At 68.5% G+C, this 15,879-nt stretch carries 6 protein-coding genes and 2 pseudogenes; 4 read left to right on the top strand and 4 right to left on the bottom strand.

The window, feature by feature from the left end:
* Window positions 1–242 precede the first annotated feature (242 nt).
* The 3 genes from B4N89_RS30715 to B4N89_RS49180 are packed head-to-tail and all read right to left on the bottom strand — an operon-like array spanning window position 243 to window position 7,158.
* Window positions 243–5,249, bottom strand: coding sequence for a DddA-like double-stranded DNA deaminase toxin (locus B4N89_RS30715; RefSeq protein WP_078979006.1), 5,007 nt, complete (start codon window positions 5,247–5,249; stop codon window positions 243–245).
* Window positions 5,240–6,739, bottom strand: a complete 1,500-nt coding sequence (locus tag B4N89_RS30710; protein ID WP_078979005.1) for a hypothetical protein — start codon at window positions 6,737–6,739, stop codon at window positions 5,240–5,242. Before B4N89_RS30710 ends, B4N89_RS30715 begins: the two co-directional genes overlap by 10 nt.
* On the bottom strand, window positions 6,736–7,158 hold the full coding sequence (locus B4N89_RS49180; RefSeq protein WP_143658139.1) for a hypothetical protein: 423 nt from the start codon (window positions 7,156–7,158) through the stop codon (window positions 6,736–6,738). The genes B4N89_RS30710 and B4N89_RS49180 overlap by 4 nt, the downstream gene beginning before the upstream one ends.
* Window positions 7,159–7,583: 425 nt before the next feature.
* Between B4N89_RS49180 and B4N89_RS30700 the strand changes: the two genes are divergently transcribed.
* Window positions 7,584–12,614 (top strand): hypothetical protein, encoded by a 5,031-nt coding sequence (locus B4N89_RS30700; RefSeq protein WP_161500876.1) that lies wholly within the window; start codon window positions 7,584–7,586, stop codon window positions 12,612–12,614.
* A gap of 154 nt (window positions 12,615–12,768) precedes the next feature.
* On the opposite strand, the pseudogene B4N89_RS30695 reads toward B4N89_RS30700, so the two are convergent.
* Window positions 12,769–13,310, bottom strand: a pseudogene (locus B4N89_RS30695) (transposase); the annotation flags it as partial.
* Between the two features lie 402 nt (window positions 13,311–13,712).
* Between B4N89_RS30695 and B4N89_RS30690 the strand changes: the two are divergent.
* From B4N89_RS30690 to B4N89_RS51775, 3 genes and pseudogenes are all read left to right on the top strand, one after another.
* Entirely contained in the window at window positions 13,713–14,738 is a 1,026-nt protein-coding gene (locus B4N89_RS30690; protein WP_078979001.1) for an MDR family NADP-dependent oxidoreductase, read from the top strand.
* A 26-nt stretch (window positions 14,739–14,764) separates the two neighbouring features.
* A complete protein-coding gene (locus B4N89_RS30685) occupies window positions 14,765–15,205 on the top strand; it encodes a MerR family transcriptional regulator (RefSeq protein WP_078979000.1) in 441 nt (146 codons plus the stop codon).
* A gap of 33 nt (window positions 15,206–15,238) precedes the next feature.
* Window positions 15,239–15,778: pseudogene (locus tag B4N89_RS51775) on the top strand (transposase); the annotation flags it as partial.
* Window positions 15,779–15,879: the final 101 nt, after the last annotated feature.

Raw genomic sequence — 15,879 nt, 5'->3', positions numbered from 1 at the left:
CAACGAGAGGCGCGCAGGGACCCCCTTCACTCCGGGATGCAACACCCGGAACTTCGACGGGAGTCGCACCATTAACTCATCTAAGATCTCAAAACGGTTTCCTCAAGGTTGATTCCTAATCACTATTTTCGGCGACGCACCGTGAGATAGCTGGTCAATGACACGGCAAACCGGAGCGGTGTATACGTCCGTCTTGATGTACATTCGAAACACACTTCCGACTCACTGCTGGTCGCACCCGGTCAGCGTTCCGAGTGAAGTGTCCTAGGTTTCAATTTTCCATCGGGCCCCGGATACCATACCGTCAGGCTTGAGTTCGGGGGAAGAACCCAAGGGACCGTGAGGACGCAACCAATGTTGCTTCTATTGCAAGGCCCTTCGGAATTGTTGATAATTACGTGGGCATGCATTGTATGGCGGGGGTCTGTGGGATTTCCCCACATCCGCAATGCCGCTTTCGCCTCGACATGAGAGGCTGCCGGATACATATTCATTGCATTGTCACGGGGATGCGGAGCACCCGGAGTCGCACGGAGGAGCGCATCGATAGTTGAATACTCGGCGTCTCGGTTGCTCTTAATCCATCCGCCGATGGGATTTCCGTTGCTGTCAACGACTTGCCCCGTGGTCGGACCCAGATTATTTGGTCGAACCGGAAGCTTCTCCGCAATCGCTGCGAATTTCTTCGCGGCTTCGTCGCTAAGGTCCTCCTCGTCACAATTGTGCACCAGAACCGGAGTCGTCTCGGCCAGCACATGGTAGGTGTGGTCTGTGTCGACAGTCAGGTCGTGGGTGCGTTGTTGCTTGGCGTAGGTCCGGACGGCGGAGATCTGCACCCAGGTGCCTGAGGCAGTTTGAAGCCACTGGCCGGATTTAAGGTCACCGGCGTTGACCCACTGCTTCAGATCCGGAACCCAGAACGGGTGGTTGGTGGTGGCGACAATCGAGGCGTCGCCTTGGTCCGTCCGGACCGTGATATCGGCGAATTCCTTGTCGTCCTCGGTGGTGATCGAAGCCAAAACAAGGCGAGGTTTGCTTTCGCCCGTCTGGGGATCGGTGGACAGCACAGAGTCGCCAGGCTCAACCTCCTGAATGGCCTTGGTCGAGCCGTCCTCCATCAAAACGTCGGTATCCGGAAGAAAACTGTGACAAGATTCGCCGTCGCCCCCTCTGAAGGGGTTCAACTTCCCCCAATCCCAGTCTCGGAACCAGGTGTTCGGGGAGCAGATGGCCCATTTCTCCTTCCGGCAGCGCTCCCACGTGGAGGCGACCGCGTTGTACGCAGCCGCAGCCGCTAGAGCACCTGCGAGTGCCAAATCGAAGGGAATTTGTTCGGGTGAATCAGCCTGCTTCCATTTTCCGCTTCCTTTTCCTCCGGTTCCAAGGGAAACGGTCGTGACAGGATTGCTGCCCTTACCACCGCCTTTATTGATTTCTTGGCCAACCGCGACTATAGACTCCCCAATGGATTTTCCGATGCTTCCGAGATCTATCCCGAACAGTCCCGTCGGATCACTGATCGTGGTTGGATTGTTGTTCCCATACGTGTACCCGTGCATCTGTTGGGCACTGGTCAGGTCCATCACGGGGTCAACGCTGATGAAGCGGCCGAGGGTGGGGTCGTATTCGCGGGCGCCGACGTGGGTCAAGCCCGTGGAGTCCGTCGGTTTGCCGAGGAAGCCCTTGTCGTCGGGCCATTGGCCGCCTGCCTGGGTGGGCTGGGGACCGCGCGGCTCGCCGAAGGGCTTCGATTGACGACGGGTCGCCGTCAGGGTGGTGGCATCGAGGGTGCTCGTGGGAGTGCCGTGATGGTCGACGGCCACATATACGAGCATGCCGTTGCCGTTGCGGACAACGGCGGCACCGCCGGCTGTCTGGTAGTAGCGGGTGCCGACCACAGGGCCGGATTGGTCGGTGTTCGTGGTGAGTTCGTCGCTGCCGAGGTAGAGGGTGGTCTTGCCGGCCTCGCGGCGGATGATCCGATTGCCGTCGGCGTCATAGACGTAGTCGCCGGTTCCGGTGGCCGAGGCGACCTTGGTGAGCTTGTCCTCTTCGTTCCAGGTGAGGGTCTGCAGGTTCGCGTCGGCGCCGGGGCGGGTCTTGGTGTTGCCCGCCTGGTCGTAGGTCAGGCCGGTGGTGACCGCTTCGCGGGTGCCGGTCTTGACGGTGACGGTGTCCAGGCGGTGGGTGCGGTCCGTGGATGTGGTGCCCGCGCGGTAGCCGTACTCCGTGGTGACGTTCTTCGTCGGGTCGTCGGTCGGGTCGTGGTCGACGAGTTTGGTGCGGTTGCCGACGACGTCGTAGGTGAAGGACTGCCAGTACGGGTCCGGGCCGCCGACGGTGGACGGGGTCGGGGTTTGGGTGGTGCAGGAGCCGAGGCCGCCGTCGCGTGGGTCGGCCGGGGTGTCGGTGCCGGCGGTGTCGGTCCATGCCTCCTTGAGGCGACGGTGGCTGTCGTAGGCGAAGCACTGGGTGTCGGTGGTGGTGCCGTCGCGGACCGTCTTGATCGAGGTAACGTCGCCGTTGGGCTTGTAGGTGTATGACGTGGCGTCGACCTTGACGCCCGGCTTTTGCCATTCGGTCGACAGCAGGCGACCGGTGGCCGGGTCGTAGGCGCTGGTGAACCCGGGTTGGAGGGGTTCGGCTCCCAGGACGGCGAGGCTGTTGCGGCCGTAGGGGTCGTACGCCGCCCAGCTGAGGTAGAACGTCGCGCCGCTGACCTCGGTGAGCAGACCGCCGTCGTTGTGGCCGTAGAGCAGTGTCTCGGCGGGCAGGCCGCCGTGGGCGGGCACTTTCGTGCTCACCGGCAGGCCCAGGCGCGGCTCGTACTTGGTGGAGGTGGTGTAGATGCCGGCGAGTTTGCCCTCGGCGGCGGGGATGGTGGTGCGGGTGCCTGCGGGGCGGTAGGTGCCGGGTTCGAATCCGGTGATCTCGCTGGTGTACTTCGCGCCCGACTTGCCGCCGACGTAGCGGGAGGAGCCGTCGGCCTGGCCCTTGGCGTAGCGGTCGTAGGTCCACTCGGCGAGGAGGTTGTCGTCGGCGACGGTGTCCTTGTAGGAGGCGGTCTTTCGGCCGAGGGCGTCGTAGGTGTAGGCGAGCTTTTGGCCTCGGGCGTCGGTGGTGCCGATGACGCGGCCGACGAGGTCGTAGCGGGTGTCGGACGGGCCCTTGTCGGGGTCCTCGACGTGGGTTTTGCGGCCGAGGAAGTCGTAGGTGTACGTCCAGGTGTTGCCGCCCGCGTCGGTGACGGTCTTGAGTTCCTCGCGCGGGGTGTAGGTGTAGGTGATCTTCGTGAAGGTGCCTTCGGGCTTGCCGCCGTCGAACTCGCGCAGTTCCTTGGGCTTGCCGCGAGCATCGCTGATCGACAGCGTCGCGGTACCGCCGGCCGGCGGCGTGATACGGGTTTCGTCCGCGCCCGCGTACGTGGTGGTGGTGCGCCATTGCTCGACCTTGTGCGAGGTGAACACGTTCGCGGTGGCGCGGCCCATGCCGTCGTAGACGATTGCGTTCTGGCCGGGTATGTCGACGTCGTCGGTGACGAAGATGTCGGTTTCGGGGTCCGATGTCCCGTTGTAATGCGGTTGGTTCGTCTTGTACGGGCGGCCGAGACTGTCGTGATAGGTGTCGGTGATCAGCCGGCCGCCGATCTCGCCGTTGGCGGTGCTGGCCTGGGTCTGGCGTTCTTGCAGGAAGCTGTTCAGGATCTGGTGCGAAACCCCGTATATGCCTGAGAACCGCAGGGTCTTGGTGGTGACGACCGACGGGCCGGTCTTGCTGGGGGCGTAGGTGAACACCAGGTCGGCGTCGCCGGATTTGGGGTGTCCGGGTTTCCAGACGGCGGTCGGGCGGCCGAGGGCGTCGTATTCCTGCTCGACGACCAGGCCGTTGATGTCGGTCGCCTTCACCGGCAGGTTGCGGGCGCCGGCGTAGGTCGTGCTCGAGGTCCAGTTGTTGGGGTTGGTGACCGCGACGGAGGTGGGCAGGGTTCCGGTCGCGGGCGCGTAGGCGGTGGTGGTCGTGCGGTTCTCGGCGTCGGTGGCGCTGGTGACGCGGCCGTACGTGTCGTAGACCGTCTTGGCGGTGGTGACCCGGTTCGGGGTGCCGTCGGCCTTGTAGTCGATGACGGCGTCGGTGGAGGTGGCGTCGCCGATCGTGCCGATCTCGCCCTGGGGCTTGTTGTCGTACTGGGTGCGGGCCCAGGCGTAGACGGTTTCCTTGGTGGCGGTGGTGTCGCAGTCGCCGACGAGTGATTGGACCTCGACGGGTTTGCCGATGATCCAGGCGGCGGTGTTGTGGGCGTAGGTGGTTTTGACGCAGTACTCGGGCAGGCCGTCGGCCTTGTCCGAGACGGTTTCCGGGAGGCCGTGTTCGGGTTCGTAGGTGGTGGTCTTGGAGGTTTGGCGCCAGGTGGTGTTGTCGGCGAGGAGGCTGCGGGTGCGGGTCTTTTCGGTGGCGGTGCGGCGGGCGGTGAGTGGGGGCAGGCCGCGGGCGCGGGTGTGGGTGGCGGTGACGGGCGAGGAGAAGGGGGTGTTGAGGGTGGTGGTGGCGACGGTGCCGCCGTCGCCGGTGAACGTCTGGGTCTCGTAGGCGAATCCGGCGTGTTCGTTGGCGTCGAGGATGGGGGTGTCGGTGGAGTCGGTGAGGGTGACGGCGCGTTTGGTGCCGTCCTTCTTCACGTCGCCGTCCATGCCGCGCAGGTAGAACGTGGCCGATTGGGTGACGGCGTCGGGGGCCGCGCCGCTGCGGGTGATCACCTGGCCGTAGCCGCGGTACTGGTTCCAGGTGCGGCGGTCCTTGCTCTTGGGCCTGGATGCTTCCTTGTCCTCGGTCAACTCCGCGTCGTCGCGGTGCCAGGCGGCGCCGCCGAGGTATTCGTAGCGGGTGGAGCGGTTGGGCACCGAGGCGAGGATGTCGTGTTCGGTAACGGCGGCGACTGTGTACTTGTGGAACCAGTGCAGGACGGGTTCGCCACCGTCGGCGTAGTTCCACCACATCGGGTAGCACGCCTTGGTGTTGGCGTCCGGGGCGGGGAGCGTGGTGGGGGTGCACTCGGGGTCGTTGTAGGTGACGGTGGTCTGGCCGCCGGTCTCGTTGGTGATGCCGGTCAGGCGGCGGCGGTTCATCGGTGGGGCGAGGTCGCCGGCGATGTCGACGCGGTTGTGCTTAAACGTGCCGGTGAAGTCGACCGAGGGGACGTCGATCTTTCTGGTGCCGTCCCAGGCGGTGCGGGTGATCGAGTTCAGCCACAAGGTGGCGGAGGAGCCGTCCTGGGGTCGGGGTAGTCCTGGTCGAGGGCGAACTCATCGACGGTCTGGTAGGTCGAGCCGACCAGGGACTGGGTGGTGATCTTCGTCAGGCGCCTGGTGGACCAGAACGACGGCGAGTAGTTCTCGCACTTGCCGGTGGCCGCGCACTGTTGGTCGACGGGGACGTCCGGCCACTTCGACGCGTTGGCCTTGGTCATCTTGGCCGGGTCGCAGTCGAACCCGTCCTTCTTCAGGCAGCGCTCCGCGGTGTCGAAGAGGACCTGGGCGGTGGGCTGCGTGGTGTCGGTCTTCTTCGAGCCGTAGGTGATCTTGGCGAGGGTGCCGCCGCGGGTGTACTCGGTCAGCGTGCCGGAGCCGACCAGGATCGCGCCGCGGGTGTAGCGGTTGGTCTCCGTGCTGTAGGTGTAGGTGACCATGCCGCCGCGGGCGTCGATGACGTAGTCGAGGTTCCACCGCCACGCCTGCTGGCACCAGGAGGAGTCGAACCCGGCCGCCTTGTAGCAGGGTTCGGCGGGGTCGTTGCCGTAGACGGGGGCGGACCAGGTGGCGTTGGTGGCGGGGCCGGTGGTGGTGCCGGGCTTGTGGCCGACGCCGAAGTAGTACTGGACGCCGTCGCCGGTGGTCAGGCGCCAGTGCTCGCCGTCGTTGTCGCCATTGTCCGCGCCGGTGAGGAGCTCGATCCGGGAGTCGTCGTCGTTCTCCAGACGCCACTTGCTCTTGTCGGTGTCGTCCTGGATCAGGGTGGACGACTTGCCGTTGAGGGAGAGGGTCTGGGTGTTCTGGTTGGACCAGCACTTCTCGCCGCTGGTGTCCTTGCCGTCCTTCGCGCAGGCCTGGTAGGAGCGCTCCACGAAGCCGGGCGAGTATTCCCAGCCCTCGCCGATCCAGGACGCCTGGTTGTTGGTGGAGGTGGTGCGGCCATCGACGCCGCCGGAGTTGTAGGCCAGGTTGACGGTGGGGGTGGTGCCGCCGATGGAGGGCGGGACGGCGATGCCGTAGGACCAGTTCATCGAACCGGAGTTATCGCCGACGGACCAGGAGCCGGACGGGGACAGGGACGTGGCCTTGTAGTCGCCCGAAGGGCCCGAGGCGTCCGCCGTGGTGGCCAGGATCATCGCGCCGCCGGCCGGTACGGACGCGGTCTTCGCGTTCGGCGCGGCGGGGACAGGGGCAGGGGCCAGGTCGACGTCGGCGAGGACGCGGTTCTTGGTGCGGTCGTTGCGGGCGCCCGTGACGGGGGTCTTGACGCGGCAGGCGGCGATGTCGGGGGTGGTGAGGGCGCATTCGGGCATGGCGACCAGGCGCAGGCGGGTGGACCAGTCGGCGCCGAAGGCGTTGCGGAAGCCGGTGTAGTCGATGCCGACGGTGACCTTGCCGGGGGCGGTGGTGGTGTCGGTGCGGCGGACGGTGATCAGGGCGCCGTCGACGCCGGCCTTCTCGGCGGTGGCGTGGTCGGCGACGGTGACCTTCACGCGTGCGGCGGGGGTGTCGGTCGCGGCCGTGGGGGCGCCTGCGGTGAGGGTGCCGGTGCGGAGGGGGCCGGGGGTGGTGTCGGGGGTGGTGATCCAGACCGGGGTGCCGGGGGCGTTGCCGCCGGTGGGGCGGCCAGCAGGGACGATCCGCCCCGGGCGACGAATCCGGACGCGGGGGCGGGGGTGGTCTCTGCTTCGGCGGCTTTGGGCCACTCGGGTTTGGTGGGGTTCCAGGTGGGGTGGCCGTCGCCGGTGAGCGGACGCACGGATGGTTTGGGGGCTTTGGTGCCCTTGACCGAGGGGGTTTTGGGGACGTTGTCGGGGATCCAGGTGCCCGGGGTGGGGGTGTTCTTGATGATGTTCGCGGCCTGGGCCGGGCCCACGCTCGCGGTCAGGGCCAGGATCGTGGCTCCGGCCACGAGGAGTCTGGCGGCACGCCCTGGTCCGCGCCGGGGAGACCCCGCTTTCGACGATCGTGCACGCATGACGAACAACCCCCACCAGGACAGGACGGACCCCGCCCCCGAGCAGGCGAGAGATCACAGACGGAGCGCACGGTAGGGCGTAAATCCCGTGCGGGTAAAGGCAGTTCCCGGGGTGGGGTGTGTGCTTCCTCACTACAACCTCGAGGGCTGTTCGATCGTCTCGATCGAGGTCAAATCACCTGTGGGGATTCATAGTTCGGCAATTCGCCTGCGCCCTGAGGGGATTCGGATGCATGTCGACAAGATCACTTGGTCGATGTGATCTGTGGCACGTCGCGCGGGCTGCTCCCAACCGGTAGGTTCCGCGCACCTGTGCGCACTCGCGCCACCGCATCCCCGTTCCCGCAGGAGTACCCGTCATGGGACAACCACCCGCCCACGCCCGCCCACGATCCCGTCCGGCCGCGGTGGTCTGCGGGCTCGTCGCGCTCTCCCTGGCCGCAGGGGCCTTTGCCGGCACCGCCAACGCCGCGCCGCGCGCGGGCGCCCCGCCCACCGCCACGACACCGCCCGCCGACCCCAGGGTCGCCGCCGAGAAGGCCGCCACCGCCCAGGCGAAACAAACGGGACAGGACACTCCCGTACCGGAGTTGACGACCGAGACCGACACCGTCACCGCCAGGCCCGACGGCACCTTCGCGCTCAAGCGCAGCGTCGAGCCGTCGCGGACCAAGAAGACCGGGGTCTGGCGCGATCTCGACCCCACGCTGACGCGGGCCGGGGACGGCACGGTGCGGCCGGCGAGCACCACCACGGACCTCGCCCTGGGCGGGGGCGGCAGTCGGTTGTTGGCGTCGATGACCAACGGCGGGCGCAAGCTCACGTTCACCTGGCCCACCGCGCTGCCCGCTCCGGTCCTGGCCGGGGACGGCGCGCTGTACCCGGGTGTGCTGCCCGACGTCGACCTGAAGGTGTCGGCGACCGAGCAGGGCGGCTTCTCGCACACCCTGATCGTCAAGACCGCGGCGGCCGCGAAGAACCCGCAACTGGCCACGCTCAAGCTCGGGATGAGCACCGACGGGGTCACCGTCGGCGCGACCGGCGAGGGTCGCATGGCGGCCAAGTCGCCCGACGGGCGGGAGGTGTTCCGGGCGCCGGCGCCCACCATGTGGGACTCGCGTACCACACCGAAGTCGGACGGCGCCGCGCGTGGCGCCGCGTCGACGGCCGGCACGGCCGACACCGGTCCCGGCGCGATACCGGCGGACGAGTTGGCCTCCACCGACAAGCGGCCCGGCGTGCACGCCACGACCGCGCCGATCGGTGCCGAGGTCGGCGGCGGGGCGCTGACGCTGACCCCGGACCAGGGGCTGATCAACGCCTCCGACACGGTGTTCCCGCTGTACATCGATCCCGTGTGGGTGCCGATGCTCGACCGGGTCAGCATGTACGGCTGGGCCCAGTCGGCCTTCCCCACGATCCCCGGGCGCGACAACGTGAACTGGCTGCCGGGCGCGGGGTACCAGTGGTACGACCAACCCAGCGGACTGGAGCGCTCCTTCTACCGGGTCGACTACAACTGGCAGGGCCGCCTGAACGGCAAGTCGATCAAGAAGGTCGTCTTCACCACCACCCAGGTGTACTCCGCGAGGTTCAGCTGCCTGGACGCGGAGGCGGAGCCGGTCTATCTGCACCTGACCACCGACACCCTGACCAACGACACCAACTGGAACAACCAGCCCACCGACCTGGGCCTGTGGGGAACCGCGTCGGTCCCCGGGACCAAGAAGCCCAACTGCGGTGATCGCAAGGCCGAGTTCGACCTCACCGCCAACCTCGCGGCCCACCAGAACTGGGAGACGCTCACCTTCGGCGTCTACGGCAAGGAAAGCCCCAAGACCACGGCCAACCTCGGCTTCAAGCGGTTCTCCCGCGAAGCGGCGGACAACTACATCACCATCGAGTACAACACCAGGCCGAACACCCCCACCGACCTGCACATGACCCCCGAGCCGGTCAACGGGGAAGCGTCCGGGAACTGCGGCTACGTTCCCGGGGTCAACCCCGCGGTGGGGACGGTGAGCCTGTTCGCCACCCTGTCCGACCCCGACGGCCACGACCTGGTGGCCAGGTTCAACGTCGACGAGGTCGGCAACGGCAACCCCCTCGTGTACGACAGCGGCTGGGTCTCCGCCGGACCCAGCGGGCACATCGCCCGCGCCGACGTCCCCGGCGCCAAACTCCTGGACGGCCACACCTACACCTGGTCCGTCACCTCCGACGACACCGATCTCAAGTCGGACTGGGTCAACGGCTGTACGTTCACCGTCGACGCGACACCGCCCTCGGGACCGACGATCACCAGCACCGACTACCCCGTCGACGGCAGCAACAAGAAGGCCGGCGACAAGGGCGACTTCTACCTCACCGCCACCGACGGGCAGTCCGGCGTCGAGGCGATCGAGTACACCCTCGACAACTTCGTCCCCGTCGGCGGCGCCCCCCGCGCCACCCTCGACCCCGTCAGCGGCAAATGGCGGATCAAGGACCTGCCCGTCGGCATGTGGTACACCCACCACCTGTACGCGCAAACCGTCGACAAGGCCGGAAACCGCTCCCCGCAATCCCTTTACACGTTCTTCGTCGCCGCCGACCCCAACGCCACGCTGTCCATCGGCGACATCGACGGCAACAAACTCCCCGACCTGCTCACCGTCGACGACTCCGGCGCGCTGCGCATGTACGGCTCCACCACCGACCCCACCACCGGCGGAGTCGTCGCCTCCCCCGCCAACCAGGGGCCCGGTACCGAGAACGGGAAACCGTCCTGGACCGGCACCGGCATCTCCCACCGCGGCGGCGCGGGCATCTACCGCGACAACCTCTATGCCCTCGGCGGCGGTCAGGTCTTCCTCTACCGCAACAACGGCCTCGACCCCAACGGGCGCTACTTCAGCACCAGCCGCCGCAGCCCCGTCCCCAAACCCCCCGCCGACGGCTGCGTCGACCTCACCCGGCCGAACACGCCCTGCGCCGACTACGCGAGCAACTGGGGCAAGACCACCCAGATCGTCGCACCCGGCAACGTCGACCCGGTCCCGGGCCAAGCCGCGAACGCGGGTCTGGATCTGATCACCGTCGAGACCGACACCACCGGCGCCCCACGTCTGTGGCTCTTCCACGGCGCCAACAGCGCCTCCGTCTTCGACCACGCCTCCCTCGTCGGCACCGGCGACTGGGGCAACCTCGACCTGATCGCGCCCGGGGACGCCACCGGCGACGGACTGCCCGACCTGTGGGCCCGCGACCGCGTGAGCGGCTCGTTGTACCAGTACGCGTCGAAGAAGAACGCGGACGGCACCGCCGACGTCACCGCCCTCGGCAACACCGCCGCCCGCACCCTGATCGGCACCGGATTCACCACCGCCGTCTACACCGAGGTCCGCTCCGACGGGGACCTCGACGGCGACGGCAAGGCGGACGCGTGGGCCAAGGACTCCCTCGGCCGCCTCTACGTCTTCCGCGGCAAGACCCCCGGCACCGACGGCAACGCCTTCGAACCCGGACGGCTGATCGCCGACGACCAGACCAAATGGGACACCTGCGAATCGTTCACCAACCCCGCCGATCCCACCAACACCGCCGCCAAACTCAAGCTCTGCGGACCCGTCCTGGCGAAATACAAGAAACTGGGCGGACCCGCCGGACCACTGAAACTCCCCCTCACCGGCATCAAGACCGAAGCGGACACCGTCGGCAGGTACGCCGACTTCCAGGGCGGCAACACCGGCACCACCGCCGGCGCCTCCATCCACTGGTCCCCCACCACCGGCGCCTGGTCCGCCTACGGCGGCATCCGCGACAAATGGCTGACCACCGGCGGCACCAGCGGACCACTGGGCTACCCCAGCAGCGACGAGAACCCCGTCAAGGACGGCGCACAAACCACCATCGGCAGCGAAAGCCTCTTCGCCGGCACCACAACCACCGGAACCGGCGCCATCACCTGGACCGACACCCTCGGCGCCCACATCCTCAACGGCCCCATCCACGAACGCTGGCAAACCATGGGCGGCCCCCGCAGCGTCCTCGGGTTCCCCTCCACCGACATCCTGCCCACCAACGCGCAAAAACCCGGCACCTTCGCACACTTCCGCATCCCCGGCGCGACCGGCGACACGGCGTCGATCTACCGATCCGACGCCACCGGGGCATGGCCCGTGTGGGGCTCCATCCGCGAGACCTGGGCCGCACAAGGATGGGAGACCGGACCGCTCGGGTTCCCCACCAGCGCCGAATACGGCGTCATGGCCGGGGCCGGCAGCGACTTCGAGGGCGGGCACATCCGGTGGAACATGCACACCGGCGGGACGACCGTGTATCCCGGCGTCGACGAGACGCCGATGGGGCGCACCATGCTCGCCGGGGACTTCGACGGCGACGGGCGTTCCGATGTGGCCACCGTGGTCGACTTCGGCGGGTGCGCGACCGGGTGGTTCACGCAACTGCGGCGCGCGGACGGCTCGTTGGGTGATCCGCGGCAAAGTTACGTGCAACCCGCGGGGACGTTCTGCCAAGGGGACGCGAAATACGCCGCCGGGGACTTCGACGGGGACGGGCGCGCCGACATCGCCGCGCTCTACCACTACGGCAACGGGCACGTGCGCGTGTTCACCTTCCCTGCGAACGGCGGGGGTGACGGTGGGTTCCGGTCCGGGCCCGTCGGGTGGGAACACCCCGCCGGATGGGACTTCGACCGCACGACGCTGCTGGCCGGGGACGTGAGCGGGGACAAGCGCGCTGACCTGGTGCTCGTGCAGGGGTACGCCGACGGGCGGATGTCCACGCACAGCCTTCCCGCCGCCGCGGGCGGGGTGTTCGCGACCTTGGTGAACGGGTGGGTCGAGACGACACCCGACTGGTGGCGGTACCAGAACGCCCGCTACACGCTGGGGGATCTGAACGGGGACGGGCGCGCCGACCTGGGGGCGGTCTACGTCCACGACAACGGCGACGCCAAGGCCTTCGGGTTCCTCACCCGACCCGACGGCACCATCCCCGCCCCCGTCGCCTCCTGGAACGCGCCCGGCGCAGGATGGGACATCGGGCAGATCCAGGCGACCGCCGCCGACACGAATGGTGACAAGCGGGCCGACATCGTGCTGATGTTCGGCGAGGCGGGGGCCAGGACGACGCTGCGGACGCTGCTCGCGAAGGCCGACGGGACACTGAACGCGCCGTTCGCGAGTTGGGACAGCGGGGCCGGGAACTGGGAGGCGCCGCGCGCGGCGCCACTCGCCGGGGACGTCGACGGCGACGGACGCGCCGACATCACCGCCGTCTACGACTACGGCACCACCCACTGGGCCGCGTTTACGTTCACCGCCAAGGCCGACGGCGGCCTCAACACCTACACCAAGAGCTGGGAGGCACAGGCCGGCATCTGGTAGACGCCGACCGACGACACCGACACACCCGGCCCGCCCCGACTCCCATATGGGAGTCGGGGCGGGCCGATCCACGTTCGCGTGACGAGGGTCGGTGGTCGGTGTGCGGGACAAGAGAGTCACCGACGTCGTGGCCGCCGATCGATCCGGCCCAGGAGTCGCGGGCCTTCACGTTGATGCGGTCCACGAAGACGAAGGGACAGACTCGGTCGAGGGGCCGGTTCTGCCACTCGGCCATGCCGTCGAGGACCTTGTCGGTGATCGTGGAGATCGTCTGCCGCGAGACGTCCGTGCCATAGGCCGCCGCGAGGTGGGCCTGGGCCTCGCCGGTGGTCAGGCCCTTCGCCGACAGGCGGATCACCATCTCGTCCACCCCCGACAGGCGCCGCTGCCGCTTGCGGACGATCCGCGGCTCGAACGAGCCGTTCGGTCACGCGGCACCGCGATCTCCACAGGGCCCACGTCGGTCGGCACGGTCTTCGCGCGGGTGCCGTTGCGCGAGTTCCCGGTGTCCCTGCCGGCGGCGTCGTGCTTCTTCGCACCCGCGAGGGCGGACTCCGGGATCCGCCAGGTCTCGTCTCGTGAGCTCCTCCCCTCCGGGGTCCGGCCCCACCACCTGGACGGCCTCGTCCGCTCCGCCTTGCGCGCCGCCGTAACGGGCACACCGCCACCGCCCGTGGGTTCACCGCCATCGGCCATGAACCGCCGGCCGGCGTGACCGGCGCATGCTCGTGGGATGCCTGCGCCTGGGCTACGGCTCGCCCGGGACTTCCGCCTGACCTGGCCGGCTCGCCTCGGCAGCGTGGCTGTACGCGTCCGACTCCGCCAGGGCGTTGGGCTGCGGCGCGCGCAATCCGGAGAGTGAACCGGCGGGCGGTCGCGGCGCAGACCGAGGTCGCCGTGTCTTTGTGTTGCTGTGTGGCCGGGAACCGCCTCGGCTCCGGCAGCCGCCGGAACGGGCTCGGGATCGGCGGCGAGGAGTCGGTCCGGCACGGAAGCGGGGCTTGCTTCTGACCCGTGCGTCAAGAGTTAGCGTCGCTGCGGCGCCATGGCCCGGACCACTGGCCGGCGCGGCATCGCACACCAACCAGGAGCACTCCGATGACCCAACCCCTTCCCCGTTCATCCCGCGAAATCCGACTCGTCAGGCAGCCACACGCACTGCCGGTCCCCGATGACCTGGCCGTTTTCGATGTCCCGCTCCGCGCTCTCGGTGCCGGCGAAATCCTGGTCCGGAACCGCTACTTCCTCGTGTTTCCGGGCTTGCGCACACTCATGGGCGACGAGACGGACGGTGTCCCGTTGCCGCCGTTGCATGCCGGTGACACCCTGTTCGGTCCTGCGGTGGGCGAAGTAGCGGCGGTGGGGGAAGGCGCCGCGGTGGAGCTGGGCGACCTGGTCGTCCACCTGGAAGGCTGGCGGGAATTCGCCGTGTTGGGGGCCGACGGATACGCCCCGGCCGGCGGCGCGCTGCCGGATCCGGTTGCGCACCTGTCCACCGGCTCGGCCGCGTACGGAGCCCTCACGCGCCTGGCCCCGGTCCGGGACGGGGACACGGTGTTCGTCAGCGGCGCGGCCGGGGCGACCGGAGCCATGGCCGGACAGATAGCCCGGCTGCTCGGGGCCGGTCGGGTCGTCGGAAGCACGGGGTCGGCGGCGAAGGCCGCACGGTTGCGGAAGGAGTTCGGCTTCGATGCGGTCGTGGTGCGCGGCACCGGCCCCTTCACCACCCTGCTGGCGGAAGCCGCCCCGGACGGCATCGATGTGGTGGTGGACATGGTCGGCGGTGAACAGCTGACCGCGGCCGTCGCGATCGCCCGCTCAGGGGCCAGGATCGCGTTGCTTGGTGCGCTGGCGGGACAGCTCGCCGCGGATCGTGCGGGCGGCAGTTCCCCCGCGGAGATCGACAGCTATCGGCTCGTCGTCCGGGGGATCACGATGCGCGGATACCGCGGAGTCGACCACCCCAGCGTGCCCGCCGAGTGGGAGCGGCAGTTCGGGCGGTGGCTGCGGGAGGGCACAATCCGCTTCCCGTACGAAGTCGTCCCGGGCATCGATCGCGCTCCTTCGGTGTTGCAGGAAATGATCGCAGGACGCCACTTCGGCACGGTGGTCGTGGCGCCCTGACGAGATACCGGGAAAGGTGAACGACGGTGCGGATCGGGGATGCCGCGGCGGCGGCCGGAGCAACACCACGTGCACTCCGCTTCTACGAGCAGCGCGGCCTGCTTGCGCCCCCGGCCCGCAGCGCGTCGGGACAACGCGTGTACGGCCCCGACGATGTCGCCCGCGTCCGTACGATCCGCGAACTCCTGGCACTGGGACTCACCGTCGAAGACATACGCGGTTTCGCCTCGCGGTTGGACCTGCTCACGGAACTCACGGAGGACTCGGAGCTGCGCTGTTCCGCCACCGCAATGGCATCCGACGGCCTTGACGAGTCGTCGGCGGCCGCACGGACGTCGGTGGGCTCGCCCGCATCGGCTGCCGTGGTCCGCCGCCTCGGCGTGCTCGACGCGGAGATCGATCGGCTGACGCGACTGCGCGACCGCCTCGCCCGCGCCGCCGCCGGTCAGAATCCGTCGGCGCGTTAGCCTCGCGCTTTCACGGGGCGAGTTGTCCGGTGGGTGATCGGGAAAGCGAAAAGTGCTCAGGGCGGCGGCCGGGCGGTGGTGTCGCAGGCCGGTGCGGTGCTGCTGGTCGAGACGGTCCGCAAGTCGGATCTGGATGGCGCGTTTTCGGCGGCGCTTGCGCCGTCGCGCAAGACGCGTGCAGTCCACGATCCGGGCAGGGTGCTGCTCGATGTCCACTCGCGGTCGCGATCGGCGGGGACTGCCTTGCGGACGTGGGCGTGCCGCGCGCGGAACCGGCGGGGTTCGGGCCGGTGGCGGCGAGGGGGCAGACCTGACGGTCTCCCGACTGGTCGACACCCTCGCCGCCGCAGGCCCGAAGGCACTGGCTGCGATCCGCGCGTCCGGTGCGCAGTCCGGCAACGAGTGCGGGAGTTGGTCGGGCCGTCCGTCCCCGGTGCCGACGGGCGGGTGACCGTGGACCTCGACGGCGTCCTGATGCTCGCGCTCTCCGAGAAGCAGGACGCCGCCGCGATCTGGAAGAAGTCCTTCGGGCACCACCCGCCGGCGGCGTTCGTCGACCACAGGCAGGCCGGGGCCGCGCTGCTTTCGACGATCGTCGAGGCGTTCCGGGAGGCGATCCGGTCACAGCGGTGTCGAGTTCGTGGGCGGCTTGAGAGGGTGGTGGATGGTCCTCC

The organism is Embleya scabrispora (assembly GCF_002024165.1).
Lineage (GTDB): Bacteria > Actinomycetota > Actinomycetes > Streptomycetales > Streptomycetaceae > Embleya > Embleya scabrispora_A.
This window is presented reverse-complemented; position numbering and strand designations above follow the sequence as displayed.